This window comes from Paraburkholderia sp. J67 (assembly GCF_905220265.1).
Classification (GTDB): Bacteria; Pseudomonadota; Gammaproteobacteria; order Burkholderiales; family Burkholderiaceae; genus Paraburkholderia.
Window position 1 is genome coordinate 68,939 of sequence record NZ_CAJMZK010000004.1, and the last position, 16,182, is coordinate 85,120.

The window sequence follows — 16,182 nt, forward strand, 5'->3', positions numbered from 1 at the left end:
GATGGGCGGGCCGTGTCTGCCCACCCTTAAGTGTCGCCTTGAAGCCGGTTCAGGGCTGCTTCAACGCAGCGGTAGCCGCCTGATTGTCGAGCGCGTCGAGCCACTCGTGGAACATCAGGCTCGCCTGCGCTTCCAGACGCGGACCGTGCTGCGCGGTTTCGGCGCGCAGCGCATTGATATCGACGCCCGCCGCATCGAGCTCGCCCGCGTTGCCGATCAGCCAGGGCTCGAAACGGTCCGCGCGCACTTCGGGATGGCATTGCAGCCCGAGCACGTGGTTGCCCCACGAAAACGCCTGGTTTTCGCACAGCGGCGTCGAGGCGAGACGCGTGGCGCCCTGCGGCAGATCGAAGGTGTCGCCGTGCCAGTGCAGCATCGAGGTCGACGCGCCGTCCACGTGGCGCAGCGGCGAGGCGCGCCCCGCATCGGTGAGCGTGAGCGGCGTCCAGCCGAGTTCCTTGTAGCCCGCCGCCTGGACACGCGCGCCGAGAACGCGCGCGATCAGTTGCGCGCCAAGGCAGATGCCGAGCGTGGGCAGGCCCGCCGCGATGCGCTTTTCGATCAGCGTGGCGATGGGTGCGAGTGTGGGATAGCGTGCGTCGTCGCAGGCATTGATGGGACCGCCGAGGATCACCATCAGAGACGCAGAAGTGGGATTGAGCGCACCGACGCGGGCGAAGCCGACGTCGACGTAACGCACCGGCCGACCGCGGTCGCCGAGTACGCGCTCGAAACTGCCGAGGTCCTCGAAATATACGTGGCGAACGGCCAATACTTCGCGATTCATCGGCAAATCCCTGGGTCAGCTACACAATTCGACGCGCGCCGCGGACACGATGCCGCACGCACGTCGGGTATACATGACAAGCACGTTGAACGCACGCCAATGCGTGCGACGCCATAACGCGGGCACAGTGTGCCACATGAGCGCTGGGCGAAACCGTTAGACCGGCACACCGGATGCGCGGCCGCCCACATAAGGGACGGCACGGCGCTTCCGTATGAGCCGCCGGTTTCGCAGGGCTCTACGCGACGTTAGGCCGCGAAGATTTTCCAGTTTTTCTTCTGGGTCGTCGCGTCGGCCAGTTCGAACACCGAGCAGTCGAGACGCAGATCGGTGTCGGCCATCTGGATGCCGAGCAGCGCGCATTTGTGCGGCGTCTTCTTCGGGTTCTTGCTCGGCTCGAAATGCGAGCAGGTCAGGCACATGCGGTGTTGCGGCATGGCTTCCTGCGATTCGAGCACGAACACGGTCTTGAGCAGCGTGCGATAGAACGCCGATTGCTCGTCCGCACGCAGCGTGCCGACTGCCTTCGAGAGGAAGTCAGGCCATTGTGCGGCCTTCTTCGCGGCCGTACGGCCACGCGCGGTCAGACGCACCGCGAGCGCGCGGCCATCGTCGAGCGCACGGCGCTTTTCGACGAGACCCTTGGTTTCGAGCGTGCTCACTGCATCGCTGGTCGTTGCGGCAGTCAGTGCCGTCTCGCGGGCGATCTCGCCGAGGCGCATCGGCCCCTTACGCTGCATCAGCAGCACGAGAATTTCACCCTGGGTCGGCGTCAGTCCTGCGCCTTCGGCCCAGTCCCACGCCTGGCTCCGCATAGCCGTGCTAAGTCGCAGCAGGCTATGGGTCACCCGCCCGGCTGCCTGCTCTCCGTATACGCCTTCGCTCATAGTCTTTCGCTGGTTTATTGGCAGCTTGCGCTGCATCGTCAGCCGCCGCATGCGCCGACGGCTTTGTGGGAAACCTCGCGGACGATCTCAGAGAATCATCCGCACCATCTCAAAAAATTCCTGCTTCGCACGCGCCAAAAACTACCCGAAGCACGTACCGCGTACAGTCATTTCGTCTCGCTCAGCAGACCCGACGTTTCCTTCGTAACCTCGTGCCTGCGCAGCAAACCGATATTCTATGCGAGAGTGGCAAATCGCACAGCTAACTTATCAAGCGGGAATTGTGGATAACCCGTTGGTAAGTGCACTAATGATATGTGGGTAGATTCTTGACGATGCGCAATCCTCGCTAGATCCGCATGCAGGTTATCGCGCATTCAGGCCTGCGATGCAAGCACAACCGGACTGTGCGATCGTCACGCAGACCCTTGAGTTTGCAGGCTTTTCAGCGGTTACCCACAGTCACAGGCAGCCCCTGCTGCACACTATTGCCCATAACTGCGCAAAGATCAAAAAAATACGTACCCCCTGGTATCTTGCCTGGGACAAAAAAATTTGCGTGAGCCGGCGCAAAAGTGAGTTGTGGGCTTTGGCATGGGTCGCCGGCGGACTCCGGGGCGTGCCCAAAACAACGAGGGCAGCCCTCGGGCTGCCCTCTCGCACGGCTTTTTACCGCTGTTTACGCGGCGCTGGGCGTCACGCGCGCCAGCGCAGGCACTGCTGCCGCACCGCTTCGTGCAGCGATTTTTCGTCGGCGACCACGCTGCGCAACCAGCTCGCGTCGTTGTTCTGGGCGCGCGCGATCGTGCCGATTTCCGCAAGCGCACGGGTCGAGCCGAGCGCCTCGCCATGCGGCGCGATCTTGTCGAGGGTGGCGAGAATGTCCTCGGAAATGGTGCGGCGCTCGCCCGACTGCGGGTCGACGCAGGTGCCTGCCAAGCCGAAACGGCACGCCTGGAAGCGGTTGAACGTGTACACGAGGTAATCGTCCTCGAGCGGCTGGATCGGCCGGTCGATCAGCAGATGGCGTGCGAGCGTCTGGATGTAGCAGGCGATCGCCGCCGCGCGCTCGACCGAGAGCGGGGTGTCCATCACGCGCACTTCGATCGTGCCGAAACCGGGCTTCGGGCGAATGTCCCAGTAAAAGTCTTTCATGCTGTTGACAACGCCCGTGTGCACCATCTTCGAGAAGTATTCCTTGAACTCCTCCCAGCTCAGCACAAAGGGCGCGCGCCCCGAAAGCGGAAACGCGAACACGGAATTCAGCCGTGCCGAATGAAATCCGGTGTCCACGCCCTGCACATAGGGCGACGAGGCGGACAGCGCAATGAAATGAGGAATGAAGCGCGAGAGCGAATGCAGCAGAAACAGCGCGCTATCGGCATCCGGGCAGCCAATGTGCACATGCTGGCCGAACACCGTGAACTGCTTGGCGAGATAGCCGTACAGCTCCGAAAGGTACTGAAAGCGCGGCGTATCGACGATGCGCCGGTCGCTCCATTGCTGGAACGCGTGGGTGCCGCCGCCGCACAGACCGACATTCAGACGGTCCGCGGCCGCGACCAGCACGTCGCGGATCTTGCGCAGATCGGTCACGGCCTGCTCATGGTGGGTGCAGATGCCCGTGGAGAGCTCGATCATGCTCTCCGTGATTTCGGGCGTGATATTGCCGGGGATCTCCTGGTCCTTGATGAGGCGCATGAGATCGCTGCCCGCCTTGGTCAGATCGTAATCGTGCGTGTTGACGATCTGCATTTCGAGCTCGACACCGAAGGTGAACGGCTTCGAATCGACAAATGTTTCCAGTGACATGACGTCCCCTCTTTCTGCCGCGCTGCGCGCGGCCGTCGGCTACATGAAGCGACGGCGAAGCGCGCGGCGGGCGGTGTTTCGTCGCGGCGCGCACTCAGCGGGCGCGCGCCGCCGGTTTCATTCTTCGCCGCGTTCGCCCACGAGCGCAAGCGCCCGGTACACGAGCCACGGCCCGATCAATTGCAGCGCGACGATCGCGCACATCATGATGGCGCGCAGGCTCGGATCGAACGTCGGATAAAGATCGTAGGTGTCCTCCATGAGCAGCAGCGCGAGCGCGGACATCGGCGTGAGCGCGATCCCTAGCGCCACGCCCTGCTTCCATTCGAGGCCGCTCGGCTTAGCGAAGATCAGCACGCCGACGAGCTTCGCCACCAGCCGCGCGACGATCAGCCCCGCCGCGGCCACACCGCCCACGAGGATGTCGTGCCACTGGAAAGTGGTCATGGTGAGCACGAACAGAATCACGGTGAGCAGCCATCCGGCCGTGCCGAAGTGCTGCGGCCAGAGCTGCGGACGCACTTCCAGGTTCTTCACGATGATCCCTGCGGCCAGCAGGCTCAGGATGGTCGACAGCTTGAGCAGATGCGCCACGGCGATCGCCAGCAGCACGAGGCCGAACAGCGCGACGAACGAATGCTCGTCCTGCGGGCTCAGGCGCCGATAGAACAAGGTGCAGGCGCGCGCGAGCACGTAGGCGACCACGATCGAGCCGACCAGCAGATAAAGCGGCTGCAGGATGGTGGCAAACACGTTGCCGTAGATTTCCTGATGCAACCAGCTGGACGCGAGCTTTTCGATCACGACTGCATACATGCTGTTGAGCGCGGTCAGCGTGATGAGACGCTGCGTGACCTGCCCTTCGGCGCGCAACTCGGTCTTGAGCTGGATCACCATCGCGGGCGACGTGGCCATCGCGATCGACGCCACGACGATCGCGACCATCGCGGGCACGGAAAGAAACAGCAAGACGCCGAGCACCAGCACGAACGTGAGCGTGGCTTCCGCGAGGCTCGACAGAATCAGCCACGGATTGCGGCGGATCCAGCGCAGATCGAGCCGGCTGCCGAGTTCGAACAGCAACAGGCCGAGCGCGACATCGAGCACGGGGCGCGCGGCATTGGCGGTATCGATGTCGATCACGCCGAAGCCCGCCGAACCGGCAATCAGGCCAATGACGGCATAGCCGGAAATCCGCGGCAACCGCCAGGCGCGATAACACAGTTCGCCGCACAGACCGGCGGCGAGCAGCGCGAGCCCGGCCCAGAATATGCCGTCAGGTTGCAACGGCCACGCAGGAAAGAACGAAAACGCCGACTTCATCGTGAAGGCTTCTCCTTGGCTACACCTTCTTGCAGGGGACCGGACAAGGCACGAAAGCCCCGCTCCGGCCGGCATAGAAGACAAGTCCAGCTGTCCGACGTACGCGTACCGCTACGGCGAGTCTCATGGGCAAGCCGCGTGCCACGCAGACATATCACAAGCGTGGCGAACGCGCGGCGAGCCAGACGCCGGCCTCACACGGTACAGGAAGGTATCCGCCGGGGACGCGCGGGCCCGCTGCCAGCCAATAGCGGCGGCGGACAGTGTGCGGCGGACGACAGCGGGAAACCTCTTACCGGTACCGCTTGCGCGGCGAACAGCCGGTCCAGGCGCTTTCTGTATGGATTGTCAGCGCCCGGGTTGGATGAACGAACGCAGCCGGCTGTCCTGTGGATTCAGATTCAGGTCAGGCGGCATCCGTTCCGTGGACGCGTCCGCCGTTCGCCAGGGTCGATACGGCATATGACGCGGAAAAGAACGGCGATTGTGCCATAGCTTTTTTGCAATTGTCCCACTTGCCACGATGAAGCCAGGCGTTGCCGGTAATTGCGCCCGTTTTGTCTGACGATGTGGGAAAAATGACCGTCGTATCGCCGTCAACGTGCTAAGCGGCGACAAACAGCACGACAGTGCTGCGCAGGGCTGGTTGGCCGATAGCGATGGAGCCAGCTTCAGGTTTACGGTTTACCGTATGTATACGTAGTAGAAGTTAACAAAGGCGGCTCTTTCCTGTGGATAACCCCTGTATACCTATGTGAATCATTGGGTTGGCGATCGCACAACCCTCCGCATAGTGTGTGGCACCTTGCCTGGCAACAAAGAACAACTTTTTGAGGGCGCGAAGCAGGTCGCAAGTTATCCCGTTTACGCCCACATCGCGCCCACACGAAACTTGTCCACAACTCGCGCAGTTATCCACATATCCACGGGGATAACTGTATTGGTCGCGTTGCAAGGTTTGTTGTAAGGTTCGGGCGAATCAGAGACTGCGCTGGCGCAAGGCGCGTTGCAGGAAGCGGGCGGGATCGATCTGGTCGGCGAGTTCGCGCTCGATTGGCCACGGTTCGCCTTCGAGCTGTGAAGCGATCAGTTCCGCGCCCAGCGCGGCCCAGACCAGCCCACGCGAGCCGAAAGCGAATGCGCCGAAGAGGCCCGGCGCGCGCGGCAAGTCGAGCGGCCAGGCGCCCGCGAGGCGCTGGGCATCTCGGCGAGCGGCCGCCTCGTCGCCGAGCTGGCCGAGCATCGGCATGCGGTCGCTCGTGACGCAGCGCAGTGCGACGCGGCCGCGCCAGAGCGTCGCTGGCTCGCTTGCCGTGGCGAGCTCCGGCAGCATCAGGGCGACGCGCTCCAGGTTCTCCACGTGGCCGGGAGCGCGCAGATCGAGACGCGTATCGTCGACTTCGTAGGTGGCGCCCGCGAGCGTCACGCCGCCGTCGAGCGGCACCGCGTAGCCGTCGCCGATCACCGGAACGCGCAGCGCGGCAAGCGGGCTGTCGTCGATTAGCGTGAGCTGGCCGCGCACGCTGCGCGTGGGCGCGAACTCGAGCGCGGCCGCCCGCGCGGCATCGTGCGCATTGGCGAAGATCACCGCGCCCGCTTCTGCGATCAACGCGTCTGCGTCGTCGAATACCTGCCACACGTCGCCCGACCGCGCGAGGCGGCCGACCTGCACGCCATAACGCACGTCCACCTGCGCGCCGCTGTATTCGCTGGCTACCGCGATCTGCGCGCGGCAAAGCGAAGCCGGGTCGATCGCGCCGCCGCGCGGATAGAACCAGCCGCCCTGCGCGAGCGCGACGCCAGCGATTTGCTGGGCTTGTTCGCGATCGACCCCGTGGACGAATTCGTCGGGATAACCAAACGATGCGAGCGCTGCGGCCACGGCGCGCGATTCGTCGTCCGCGGCAAGATGCAGGAGTCCTGCATGACTGCGCTTCGGCGCGTGGCCCTGTGCCTCGAGTGCCGCCCAGCGTTGCAGAGCATAGAGAAACCCGGCGCGCGTAATGCGCGAGGCACTGCTGTCGTCGCGCGAAATCAACGGATGAAAGACGCCCGCCGGATTGCCCGACGCTTCGCACGCGGGCGCCGGATGGCGCTCCAGCAAGGTGACACGCCAGCCGCGTGCGGCGAGCCGCTCCACGAGCGCGCTGCCCGCAAGACCCGCGCCGATCACCACCGCGTGCCGTTCAGCCAGCGCCATCGGCAGCGGCGGTTCGTGACGGCGTACGCGCCAGCGCGGCGCGAAGCGCCCGGTCAGCATGGTCCATTTGCCGCCGAAACCCGGCGTCTTGCGAAATTCAAAGCCGTTCTGCTCGAGCGCGCGTTTGACGTCGCCGGCGCTGCTCCAGGTTGCGAAGGTGGCGCCCTCGCCCGCGACGCGCGCGAGCGCCTTGAAGATCGCCGGTGACCAGAGTTCGGGATTTTTCGCGGGCGCGAAGCCGTCGAGATAGATCGCGTCGGCGCGTAACCACATTTTGGGAAGCGCCTCGACGGCGTCGCCGAACACGAGCGTGAGCGTGACGCGTCCACCCTCGAATTCGAGCCGGTGCGTGCCCGCCACGAGCATCGGCCACGCCTCGACCAGTTCGCGCGCGAGTGTGGCCAGCTCCGTTTGCGGCGCGTGGGCGATCACCCCATCGAGCACCCTCCGCAGATCGTCACGCGTAAAAGGATGCTTTTCCACCGAGACGAAATGCAGGCGCTCGCAACGATCCGGATCGTCACGCCATGCCGCCCAGGTCGTGAGAAAGCTCACGCCCATGCCGAAACCGGTCTCCAGCACGGTGAAAATGCGCCGCTTTTGCCAGCGTCCGGGCAGGCCATTGCCCTTCAGAAAGACGAAATCGGCCTGTGCGAATGCACCGGAAGGACTGTGATAGACGTCGTCAAAGAGCGGCGAAAACGGCGTGCCGTCCTCGCGAAAGGCGGGCGTGGCGGGAATGAGGGTGGCGGTCATGACTGGCGCGAAGGCGGGAAACGCCCGTGGGGTCTGGGTTTGCGGCTGCAAAGCGTTGGCGGAATGCAACGCGTGAAGGCTAAAACGATGCGCGCCGATGGCGTTTTGCACGCGGTGCACATCAAAAACCGTGAGGCGCGCAAAAAAACCGGCGCGCACCCCTCGAAATCTTCGAAACCCTTGTCGTTATTGGGTTTGCGCTGCGCTATCATAGCAAGCGCCGCCCAGGGAAGCGGCAGCACGGACGTCGCGGGATGGCGCATGCGCCTCACGCCGCGACGCAAATCCCCGGGGTGCTCCGGGTCCGCGCTGCTCGACGGCGCGGCACGCGTCCGTATAATCGGCGCGTTCGCGCTGTTCGTGTCAACCTAAACACAGAAAGGAATATCTCAATGAATAAACAGGAACTGATCGACGCCGTCGCAGCACAGACGGGCGCTAGCAAGGCTCAAACCGGTGAAACGCTGGATACGCTCCTCGAAGTGGTCAAGAAGGCTGTGTCGAAAGGCGACGCGGTTCAACTGATCGGCTTCGGCAGCTTCGGCTCGGGCAAGCGTGCGGCACGTACGGGCCGCAACCCGAAGACCGGCGAGACCATCAAGATTCCGGCAGCCAAGACCGTCAAGTTCACGGCTGGCAAGGCGTTCAAGGACGCCGTCAACAAGCGCTAAGGCAAGTCAAGCAATACCGCTTTAAGTTGACACCCGCCCCTGGCGGGTTTTTTTTCGCCCGAAGGCGCCGCATTGCACGGCGCCTTCGCTATTTTCAGGCGGTTTTTTTCAGCGGCGATCAGCCGTGACGATGGACGATCTCACCTTCGCCGTCGTGCTCATGATCGTCTTCGTCTTCGAAATCCCATGCCGGAAACGGGTCGGAAAATGCCTGCCAGGCGTCGGGGCCCGCGGCGTATTCGTCGTCGGTGACGAGGCAGGCGTCGAGTTTCGCGCGCCACGCCGCGTGATCGAGATTGACGCCGATCATCACCAGTTCCTGGCGCCGGTCGCCGATACGCGTGTCGCTCGTATCGCCGAACCAGTCGCGGGCGATCTCCTGTTCCAGTTCGGCGTCCTGCGGCCATTCCTCGCGCGGCTGCGCGGCCCACCAGGTGCCCGCCGGGCCGTGGCGGCACACGCCGCCCGCCTGCGAGAGTTGCCCGGCCACGTCGTTGCGCGTGGCGAGCCAGAAGAAGCCCTTCGAGCGCAGCACGCCGGTCCATTCCTGGTTCAGCAACGCCCACAGACGCTCGGGATGAAAGGGTTTGCGCGCGCGATAGACGAAGTTGCCGATACCGTAGGTGTCGGCTTCGCTGCGATGCTGGTGATCGGGATGGCTGCAATGTGCGCCACAAGCATCGCCGTGATCGTGGTGATGCTCATGCTCATGCGCGTGATCGTGCTCGTGCGCGTGATCGTCTTCATGGAGCGAGGCGAGCCAGCCCGGCGCGCTCGCGGCCGCGTCGAAATCGAAGCGGCCCGTGTTGAGCACCACCTCGAGCGGCACCTCGCCGAAGCGGCTTACCACCTGCACCGCACGCGGATTGATGCGCGCGAGGATGTGCTGCAGGCGCGCGAGATCGTCGGCGCTCACGAGGTCGGCCTTGTTGAGCACGAGCACGTCGCAGAACTCCACCTGCTCGATCAGCAATTCGACGATGGTGCGATCGTCGCCCTCGCCCACCGTCACGCCGCGCTCGGCGAGCGGGTCGGCGCTCGCGTAGTCGCGCAGGAAATTGAAGGCGTCCACGACGGTGACCATCGTGTCCAGGCGCGCGACATCGGCGAGCGAGCCGCCGTCTTTGTCGGTGAAGGTGAAGGTTTCGGCCACGGGCATCGGCTCGGCGATGCCGGTCGATTCGATCAGGATGGCGTCGAAGCGCTGGCCGGCCTGCGCCGGGTCGGCGAGGCGGCGGATTTCGGTGAGCAGGTCGTCGCGCAGGGTGCAGCAGATGCAGCCGTTGGACAGCTCGACGAGGCGCTCCTCGACGCGCGAGAGCGCCGAGGCGTCGCGCACCAGTGCGGCGTCGATATTGACGGCGGCAAGATCGTTGACAATCACGGCCACGCGCAGGCCGGCGCGGTTCGCGAGGACGTGGCTGAGCAAGGTGGTCTTACCCGCGCCCAGAAACCCGGAGAGCACGGTGACGGGCAGTGGCGTCTGGTTCATCGCAGTGTGCAGTAAAAAATGCAGGAGAAAGCGCTGGAAAGAGCGGCTGGAAGAGGCAACAGAAAAAACGGGGCCGTGCGGGCCACGTGGGCATTCCGGCGGCGCAAGCCTGCATTTTGCACCATGCGGGCGTGCTGCGCTGACAGGCGGCAGCATAGCGGCTTCGCGTGACGTCAGAGCGTGCGGCCCCCGGCTGTCAGGGCATGAGCTTCCACTTGCGCAGGATGGCGGCGATCTGTTGCGCGTACTGGTCGCGCAGCGCGGGTGTTTCGGAATGGTAGGCGCCCACGGCCGCCCAACTATTGCCGTATTTGTTCATCTTCTGGCGCAGATGCCACGCGGCGATATAGACGTTCTTGCATGGCTCCATCAGCGTGCTCTGCGAAATACCGTATTGCGCGAGCGCGGGCAGATGGATCGAATTGATCTGCATGACGCCATAATCGATCGAACCGTTCGCATTCCTGTGCAGTGCGTCGGGCGTATTGTGCGATTCCTGCCAGGCGATGGCGCGCAGAATCAGCGGATTCACCTTCTGATAGCGGGCGGCCTCGTCGAAGCAATCGGCACGCGCCGGCGCGCTCGCTACTGCGGCGAGAGTGACAACCAGCGAGATCGTGGCGGACGCAACCTTTTTCATTGCAACGTGGAGTGGAGTGCGAAACAGTCTGTAGGACGCGGGAGGCAAGCCATTTCCGGCACGCAACGGGACCCGGAACAGGAGTCGCCGAACCTGCCGCACCGGACACCCGGTCTGGGGAAAACCCGCGTCTTTCTTGCGCAACCCACGGATGCCCAAGGTTTGCGCCGTCCGTATGATACCGGCAGCCGATGACGCGTCAAACTATCCAAACGGCCTGCATGTTCGGTGTCATACAAACGGAACTGGCGCGGAAAGCTGGCGCCAGATCTCTGGTTTCTTACAAATACCTTGATTCCGGGTCGCACATTAGAAGAAATCCCCAGACGTTTGGTCTTTGTGACAAATTCGACACGAAAAGCTGCTACTGTTTCCCCTTTTGGTGAGCATCGATTGCCGGGGGAGGAGTATCGGCAGTCCGCAGCGGTTTTTGGGAAGCCTTGTATATGCATGTCGCATGCATCCAGCGGGGCCGTTCGCACGGACACGATGCGCACATTGAGCACGATAAGTACGACTAGCCGCGGTGTCCGCCGCAGGCTTCGATATGACACCCATGAGAAGAAATCGTATGGCTTTGCGTCGCGTCGCCACGGCGCTGCTCGTGAGCGGACTGATAACGGCGCAGCTCGCGCACGCCCAGGTCACGCTCAACTTCGTCAATGCCGATATTGACCAGGTGGCAAAGGCAATTGGCGCGGCCACTGGCAAAACGATCATCGTCGATCCGCGCGTGAAGGGGCAGCTCAATCTCGTTTCCGAGAACCCGGTGCCGGAAGATCAGGCGCTCAAGACGCTGCAATCGGCGCTGCGCATGCAGGGCTTTTCGCTCGTGCAGGATCATGGCGTACTTAAGGTCGTGCCCGAGGCCGACGCCAAACTCCAGGGCGTGCCCACCTATGTCGGCAACGCGCCGGCCGCGCGCGGCGATCAGGTCATCACTCAGGTTTTCCAGCTGCGCAACGAATCGGCGAACAACCTGCTGCCGGTGCTGCGCCCGCTCATTTCGCCGAACAACACCATCGCGGCCTATCCGGGCAACAACGCGCTCGTCGTGACCGACTACGCGGACAACGTGCGGCGCATCGCGGCGATCATCGCTGGCGTCGATACGGCCGCCGGGCAGCAGGTGCAGGTGGTGCCGCTGCACAACGCCAACGCGCTCGACGTCGCGCCCACGCTATCGAAGATGCTCGATCCGGGCGCGATCGGCGGCTCGGACCCCACGCTCAAGGTCTCGGTGCTGGCCGATGCGCGCACCAACTCGATCATGTTGCGCGCCTCGAACGCGCAGCGTCTCGCCGCGGCGAAGCAGCTCGCGAAGGAGCTCGACGCGCCCACCAGCATGCCGGGAAATATGCACGTGGTCTCGCTGCGCAACGCCGATGCGGTGCAACTGGCCAAGACCCTGCGCGGTATGCTGGGCAAGGGCGGCAACGATTCGTCGTCGTCCGGCAACAGCGCGAACTCGTTCAACCAGAACGCCAGCGGCGGCGGTGGCAGCAACTCGACGGGCATGTCGGGCACGCCGCCCTTGCCCAGCTCGCTCGGCAGCAATAGCTCGTCGAGCAATCCGATGTCGGGCGGTGCGTCCTCCGGCAACAACAGCGATTTCCTCGGCAGCAACGACAAGGACAAGAGCGACGACAATTCGTCGGGCGGCATGATCCAGGCCGATGCGGCCACCAATTCGCTGATCATCACCGCGCCCGACGCCTTGTATCGCAATCTGCGCACCGTGATCGACCAGCTCGACGCGCGCCGCGCCCAGGTCTATATCGAAGCGCTGATCGTCGAGCTGAACTCGAACACGAACGCCAATCTCGGCATTCAGTGGCAAATCGGCAGCGGCAATGTGGTGGCGGGCACCAACCTCTCCACTGGCGGCGGCAACAGCATCATCAATCTGACGGCGACCGCGGCAGCCAATGCCTCGACCGGTGGGCTCGTCAGCGCGCTCGGCGGCTTGCAGCAGGGCCTGAACGTGGGCTGGGTGCACAACCTCTTTGGCGTGCAGGGTCTGGGCGCACTGCTGCAGGCGCTGTCGCAGACCAACGACGCCAACGTGCTGTCCACGCCGAACCTGATCACGCTCGACAACCAGGAAGCGAAGATCGTTGTCGGGACCAACGTGCCGATCCAGACGGGTTCGTACTCGAACCTCACGAGCGGCTCCACGAGTTCAGCGTTCAACACCTACGATCGCGTCGACGTGGGCCTGACGCTGCACATCAAGCCGCAGATCACCGAAGGCGGCATTCTGAAGCTGCAGCTGTACACGGAAGATTCGGCGATCGTGACGGGTACGACCAACGCGTCGACCAACCCGGCCGGCCCCGACTTCACCAAGCGTTCGATCCAGTCGACCGTGCTGGCCGACAACGGCGAAATCATCGTGCTCGGCGGCCTGATGCAGGACAACTATCAGGTCAGCAACAGCAAGGTGCCGCTGCTCGGCGACATTCCGTGGATCGGCCAGCTGTTCCGTTCGGAAAACAAGACGCGCCAGAAAACCAACCTGATGGTGTTCCTGCGCCCCGTGATCGTGAGCGACCGCGACACGGCACAGGCAGTCACCGCGAACCGCTACGACTACATCCAGGGCGTGACGGGCGCGTACAAGTCCGACAACAACCTGATCAAGGACAAGGACGACCCGGTCGTGCCGCCGATGCCGGTGGGTCCGGCCGAGGGCGGCTCGGCGCTGAACCTGTTCGATCTCGACAAGATGCGGCGCGAGCAGGTGGTGCGTTCGCTGCCTGCTAATGCCGCGCAGATGCAGCCCGCTGCCCCCGTGCAGACGGCGCCGGTGCAAACCGCACCCGTGCAAGCCGCACCGCTGCAGACGACGCCGGCCGATCAGCAGCCGCTTACCGGCACGCGGGTGCAGCCTTGAGCGCAGCAGCCGACACGTCGCGCGCTGCGCCCTCCCCGCTGGCCGCGCGGCTCGTGCCGTACAGCTTCGCGCGCAGCGGCCAGATCCTCGTCGCGCAGCAGCACGCCGAAGGTCTGGAGGTGTGGATCAGCGATCGCACTTCGGGGGCGTCGATCGCCGAGGTCGCGCGTAACTTCGGCGCGCTCACACTGGTGCGCGTTCCCGCCGACGAACTCGCGCAGGCGATCAACCAGGCGTACGCGCGCCAGGACGGCAGCGCGGCGCAGGTGGTGGGCGAAGTGGAAGGCGAAGTCGATCTCTCGCGCCTCATGCAGGACATTCCCGAAGTGGAAGACCTGCTGGAGTCGGAAGACGACGCGCCTATCATCCGCATGATCAACGCGCTGCTCACCCAGGCGGCGCGCGAGCAGGCCTCGGACATTCACATCGAGCCGTTCGAGAATGCGTCGGTGGTGCGTTTTCGCGTCGACGGCACGCTGCGCGACGTAGTGCGCCCGAAGAAGGCGCTGCATGGCGCGCTGATCTCGCGTATCAAGATCATGGCGCAGCTCGACATCGCCGAAAAACGTCTGCCCCAGGATGGTCGCATCACGCTGCGCGTGGGCGGGCGTCCCGTCGATGTGCGCGTCTCCACGCTGCCCACGGGCCACGGCGAGCGCGCGGTGCTGCGTCTGCTCGAAAAGGACGCGCAGCGCCTGAATCTCGAAGCGCTCGGCATGGCGTCCGACACGCTGCGCCAGTTCGACCAGTTGATCGCCAAGCCGCACGGCATCGTGCTCGTGACCGGGCCGACCGGTTCGGGCAAGACGACCACGCTTTATGCGTCGATGTCGCGGCTCGAAACCGCCACGACCAACATCATGACGGTCGAAGACCCGATCGAGTACGACCTCTCGGGCATCGGCCAGACCCAGGTGAACGAGCGCATCGGCATGACCTTCGCGCGTGCGCTGCGCTCGATCCTGCGTCAGGACCCGGACATCATCATGATCGGTGAAATCCGCGACCTGGAAACCGCGCAGATCGCGGTGCAGGCGTCGCTCACGGGCCACCTCGTGCTGGCCACGCTGCACACCAACGACGCGGCCTCCGCCGTCACGCGTCTGACCGACATGGGCGTGGAGCCCTATCTGCTCGCGTCCTCGTTGCTCGGCGTGCTCGCGCAGCGTCTCGTGCGCCAGCTTTGCCCGCACTGCAAGGAGGCGCGCGCGGAAGAGGACGGCCGCATGCGCTACCACCCGGTGGGCTGCGAGCGCTGCGGGAATTCGGGCTATGCGGGCCGGCGCGGCGTCTACGAACTGCTGCTCATTGACGAACCGATCCGCGCACTGATCCACCGCAACGCCGCCGACGCCGACATCTTCGCGGCAGGCCGCGAGCAAGGCATGCGCACGCTGCGCGACGACGGCGAGCGCTGGCTCGACGCGGGTACGACTTCGCTAGAAGAAGTGCTGCGCGTGACCGGCGGCACCTGAGTAACCGAGGCAATCCAGCACCATGCCGGCATTCCGTTTCGAAGCCATCGACGCCTCGGGCAAAGCGCAGAAAGGCGTGCTCGACGCCGACAGCGCCCGCGGCGCCCGCGCGCAGCTACGCGGCCAGGGTCTCACGCCGCTTGTCGTCGAACCGGCGGCGAGCCGCACGCGCGGCGCGCGCCAGCAGCGTCTCGCGCTGGGCCGCAAGCTCTCGCAGCGCGAGCAGGCGATCCTCACGCGCCAGCTCGCGAGCCTGCTGATCGCGGGCCTGCCGCTCGGCGAGGCACTGGCAGTCCTGACCGAGCAATCCGAGCGCGACTACATCCGCGAACTGATGGCCGCGATCCGCGCCGAAGTGCTCGGCGGCCATTCGCTCGCCAACGCGCTCGCCCAGCATCCGCGCGATTTTCCCGACATCTACCGCGCGCTGGTCGCGGCGGGCGAGCACACCGGCAAGCTCGGCATCGTGCTCTCGCGTCTGGCCGACTACATCGAGCAGCGCAACGCGCTCAAGCAGAAGATCGTGCTGGCCTTCACGTACCCGACGATCGTCACGATCATCGCGTTCGGCATCGTCACGTTTCTGCTGAGCTACGTGGTGCCGCAAGTCGTGAACGTGTTCGCAAGCACCAAGCAGCAATTGCCGTTTCTCACCATCGTGATGATGGCGCTTTCGTCGTTCGTGCGGCAATGGTGGTGGGCGGTGCTGATCGTCGTGGCGGTGGTGGCGTGGTTCGTGCGCACCACCTTGCGACGGCCCGGTCCGCGTCTCGCGTTCGATCGCTGGATTCTCACCGCACCGCTCGCCGGCAAGCTCGTGCGCGGCTACAACACGGTGCGTTTCGCGAGCACGCTCGGCATTCTGAGCGCCGCGGGCGTGCCGATCCTACGCGCGTTGCAGGCCGCGGGCGAGACGCTCTCGAACCGCGCGATGCGCACCAATATCGACGATGCGATCGTGCGCGTGCGCGAAGGCACGTCGCTGTCGCGCGCACTCGGCAATACGAAGACGTTTCCGCCCGTGCTGGTGCATCTGATCCGCTCGGGTGAAGCGACCGGCGACGTCACGACCATGCTCGACCGCGCCGCCGAAGGCGAGGCGCGCGAGCTGGAGCGGCGCACGATGTTCCTCACGAGCCTGCTCGAGCCGCTACTGATTCTGGCGATGGGGGGCGTGGTGCTGGTGATCGTGCTCGCGGTGATGCTGCCGATCATCGAACTGAACAACCTCGTGCAGTAAGCA

General features: G+C 64.5%; 12 protein-coding genes. 5 read left to right on the forward strand and 7 right to left on the reverse strand.

Annotated elements, in window-relative coordinates; translation table 11 throughout:
- Positions 1 to 49 precede the first annotated feature (49 nt).
- From U5782_RS09840 to mnmC, 5 genes are all read right to left on the reverse strand, one after another.
- A complete protein-coding gene (locus U5782_RS09840) occupies positions 50 to 787 on the reverse strand; it encodes a glutamine amidotransferase (protein ID WP_322043632.1) in 738 nt (245 codons plus the stop codon).
- A gap of 248 nt (positions 788 to 1,035) precedes the next feature.
- Positions 1,036 to 1,674 carry a MarR family winged helix-turn-helix transcriptional regulator gene (locus U5782_RS09845; protein WP_322043633.1) on the reverse strand — a complete coding sequence of 213 codons (639 nt, stop codon included), beginning with the start codon at positions 1,672 to 1,674 and terminating at the stop codon, positions 1,036 to 1,038.
- 696 nt (positions 1,675 to 2,370) lie between these two features.
- A complete protein-coding gene (locus tag U5782_RS09850) occupies positions 2,371 to 3,486 on the reverse strand; it encodes a YbdK family carboxylate-amine ligase (protein ID WP_322043634.1) in 1,116 nt (371 codons plus the stop codon).
- A gap of 117 nt (positions 3,487 to 3,603) precedes the next feature.
- Positions 3,604 to 4,809, reverse strand: coding sequence for a cation:proton antiporter (locus U5782_RS09855; RefSeq protein ID WP_322043635.1), 1,206 nt, complete (start codon positions 4,807 to 4,809; stop codon positions 3,604 to 3,606).
- A 979-nt stretch (positions 4,810 to 5,788) separates the two neighbouring features.
- The gene (gene mnmC, locus U5782_RS09860; RefSeq protein WP_322043636.1) at positions 5,789 to 7,765 is read right to left on the reverse strand and encodes a bifunctional tRNA (5-methylaminomethyl-2-thiouridine)(34)-methyltransferase MnmD/FAD-dependent 5-carboxymethylaminomethyl-2-thiouridine(34) oxidoreductase MnmC; all 1,977 of its coding nucleotides are present in this window, start codon (positions 7,763 to 7,765) and stop codon (positions 5,789 to 5,791) included.
- Positions 7,766 to 7,828: 63 nt separating this feature from the next.
- Here mnmC and U5782_RS09865 point away from each other — a divergent pair, with 63 nt between their 5' ends.
- Both U5782_RS09865 and U5782_RS09870 read left to right on the forward strand, forming a co-directional pair.
- Entirely contained in the window at positions 7,829 to 8,137 is a 309-nt protein-coding gene (locus U5782_RS09865) for a hypothetical protein (RefSeq protein ID WP_322043637.1), read from the forward strand.
- Positions 8,138 to 8,157: 20 nt separating this feature from the next.
- Entirely contained in the window at positions 8,158 to 8,436 is a 279-nt protein-coding gene (locus U5782_RS09870; RefSeq protein ID WP_027815965.1) for an HU family DNA-binding protein, read from the forward strand.
- 118 nt (positions 8,437 to 8,554) lie between these two features.
- On the opposite strand, the gene U5782_RS09875 is transcribed toward U5782_RS09870, so the two are convergent.
- Together U5782_RS09875 and U5782_RS09880 are read right to left on the reverse strand one after the other, a co-directional pair.
- Positions 8,555 to 9,928, reverse strand: coding sequence for a GTP-binding protein (locus U5782_RS09875; RefSeq protein ID WP_322043638.1), 1,374 nt, complete (start codon positions 9,926 to 9,928; stop codon positions 8,555 to 8,557).
- A gap of 196 nt (positions 9,929 to 10,124) precedes the next feature.
- On the reverse strand, positions 10,125 to 10,568 hold the full coding sequence (locus U5782_RS09880) for a lytic transglycosylase domain-containing protein (protein ID WP_322043639.1): 444 nt from the start codon (positions 10,566 to 10,568) through the stop codon (positions 10,125 to 10,127).
- A gap of 571 nt (positions 10,569 to 11,139) precedes the next feature.
- On the opposite strand from U5782_RS09880, the gene gspD reads away from it, so the two are divergent.
- Genes gspD through gspF form a run of 3 tightly spaced genes read left to right on the forward strand, consistent with a single transcriptional unit; the run spans position 11,140 to position 16,179 of the window.
- Complete coding sequence (gene gspD / locus U5782_RS09885; protein WP_322043640.1) at positions 11,140 to 13,464, forward strand: type II secretion system secretin GspD; 2,325 nt, start codon at positions 11,140 to 11,142, stop codon at positions 13,462 to 13,464.
- Entirely contained in the window at positions 13,461 to 14,939 is a 1,479-nt protein-coding gene (gene gspE / locus U5782_RS09890; RefSeq protein WP_322043641.1) for a type II secretion system ATPase GspE, read from the forward strand. The genes gspD and gspE overlap by 4 nt, the downstream gene beginning before the upstream one ends.
- Before the next feature lie 22 nt (positions 14,940 to 14,961).
- A complete protein-coding gene (gspF, locus tag U5782_RS09895; protein ID WP_322043642.1) occupies positions 14,962 to 16,179 on the forward strand; it encodes a type II secretion system inner membrane protein GspF in 1,218 nt (405 codons plus the stop codon).
- Positions 16,180 to 16,182: the final 3 nt, after the last annotated feature.